We start from the raw sequence: 2,353 nt of genomic DNA on the forward strand, positions 1-2,353 counted from the left end.
GGAAGAGGTGTCCGGCAAGATCGGCGCACTGGGCTCGGTGACGACGAGCGTGGTCTACTCGTCCCCGCTGCCGCGCCGCCCGTTGGGCCAGTGAGCTCAGCCGACGCCCCGCTGCCGCAGCACCGACCCCGATCTGCCCTTCACCACCTCCAACTGGGCATGGATGCGCCGCCGCAGATCGGCGACGTGGCTGACGATGCCGACGCTGCGATCCCGCTCGCGCAGGGAGTCGAGGACGTCCAGGACCTCATCCAGCGTCTGGTCGTCGAGGCTGCCGAAGCCCTCGTCGATGAACAGGGTGTCGAGCCGCACCCCGCCCGCCTCGTCGGTGACGACGTCCGCGAGACCGAGGGCGAGCGCGAGCGACGCGAAGAACGTCTCGCCGCCCGACAGGGTCGCCGTGTCCCGCTCACGCCCGGTCCAGGCGTCGACGACGTGCAGCCCGAGGCCGCTGCGGCCGCGGCCGGTGCGGTCGTCGGAGTGGACCAGGGTGTAGCGGCCGGAGGACATGCGTTGCAGTCGTACGGTCGCGGCGGCGGCCACCTGTTCCAGGCGGGCCGCGAGGACGTACGACTCCAGGCGCATCCTGCGCTCGTTCTCGGCGGAGGTGCCGGCCGCGAGCCCGGCCAGCCGGGCCACCCGGTCGTACTCCTCGCGCAGCGGCCCCAGCCGTCGTACCCCGGCGGCGGCCCGCGCGGAGAGCCGGTCCAGTTCGCTGCAGCGGCGGGCGGCGGCATCGCATGCGGAGGCCGCGTCACGCATCCGCTGGGCCGCCACCGCTGACGTGCGCTCGGCCGTGGCGAGGTCGGCGCGCGGCTGCCGGGCGGCGGCCGCGGTGTCGTCCTCGGCCAGGACCGCGCGTACGGCGGCCTCCTCGGACTGCCAGGCGTCGAGCCGTCGTTGCAGCTCACGGTGCGCGGTGTCGTCCAGCAGGGCGGCGGCCGCGGCCTGCGGGGTGTCGAAGCCGGCGCGGAAGGCGGCGTCGGCGAGCCGGGCGTCGGCGTCCTTGAGCCGCTGGGCCGTGTCCTCGGCGACGCGGGCCGCGTCGGCCGCCTCGGTGAGCCGGGCGACCTGCAGCTCCAGTTGCGCGGCGCGCGCGGCCACACTGCCCGAGGAGCCCCGCGCCTGCGCCAACTCCCCTTCCAGGGACGCCCTTTCGCGGTCCAGAGCCTCCCGGCGGGCCAGCCGGGAGGCGGCGCGCAGCTCGGCCTGTCGCCGGGCGGTGGTCCGCCGCTCGTGTTCGTGCTCGGCGTGGCGCAGTTCCTCGCGCGCGGCGTGCAGCCCGGACGCATCCTGGCGAGCCTGTGCGAGGAGCCGTTCCAATTCCTTGGCTTCGTCGGCGAGTTGCTCCGTCGGGGCGTCGCCTGCTTCGGCGGTCGCGGCGGCGAGGGCCTCTCGTACGAGGGCGAGGCGCCGCTCGTCCTCGGTGTGCGCTTCCTCCGCACGCTGGTAGGCGGTCAGCGCCCGCTCCTCCGCCTCGCGGTCCACGTGCCCGGCGATCTTCCGCGCGGGCGCGGGGTGTTCGGTGGCGCCGCAGACGGCGCAGGGCTCGCCGTCCTCGAGGTTCGCGGCGAGTTCGGCGGCGATGCCGCCCAGACGCTGTTCCTTCAGGTCGAGCCAGTGCGCCCGGGCCCGCAGCGCACGCTCCCCCGAGGCAAGGGCCTGCTGCTGGGCCCGCTCCGTGTCCCCGGCCAGCTGGTCGCGCAGCCGCGCGGCGCCGAGCCGCTGCTGCACGGGCTCGCGCTGCACGGCGAGCTGCTCGGCCCTGGAGACGGCCTCCTGCGCGGAGTCGATGCGCGCCTGCAGCCCGGCCCGGGTCGTCTCCCACTCGGCCAGCCAGGCCTCCGCCTCCCGGAGGGCGTCCTCGTCGGCGCGCTCCTGGCGGTCGAGGTCGGCGCGCTCCTCACCGAGTGCGGCCAGGCGCTGCTCGGCGCGGCGGGCGGATTCGAGGCCGCCCAGCTCCTCGGCGGTCCGGCGCGCGGCGGCCGCGAGCCCGGCCGCGCCCGCTTCGGCGAAACCGTCCGGCAGCGCGGCACGCGCGCGTGCCTCGGCCGTCGCCGCCTGCCGGTGTTCGGCGCCGGCGGACTCCCGCAGCTCCAGGGCGGGCGCCACCGCCTCGGCGTTGCGGCCCCGCTCCATGCGCTGCCGGTCCGCCCGGTGGGCCTCGCTCCTCTCCTCCAGCAGCCGGGCCCGCTCCTGGGCCTGTGCGAACCGCTTCTGCAATCGGTCCACTTCGCGTACGCCGTCGAGCGCGCGGTCGGCGGCGGCCTGGGCGGACTCGGCGGCGGCGAGGCCGCACCGGGCGACGGTCAGCTGCTCGCGGGCGGTGCTGCGGGCGATGGCGGCGGCGGTC

1 protein-coding gene and 1 pseudogene are annotated in these 2,353 nt (G+C 76.8%); one reads left to right on the plus strand and one right to left on the minus strand.

Annotated elements, in window-relative coordinates:
- A pseudogene (locus tag ACTWQJ_RS50295) lies at positions 1 to 94 on the plus strand (Lrp/AsnC family transcriptional regulator); the annotation flags it as partial.
- A gap of 2 nt (positions 95 to 96) precedes the next feature.
- On the opposite strand, the gene ACTWQJ_RS50300 reads toward ACTWQJ_RS50295, so the two are convergent.
- Positions 97 to 2,353 (minus strand): SbcC/MukB-like Walker B domain-containing protein (locus ACTWQJ_RS50300; RefSeq protein WP_443313029.1); only part of this gene is annotated, 2,257 nt, incomplete at its 5' end.

This window comes from Streptomyces sp. KR55, assembly GCF_052245645.1.
Classification (GTDB): Bacteria; Actinomycetota; Actinomycetes; order Streptomycetales; family Streptomycetaceae; genus Streptomyces; species Streptomyces flavusporus.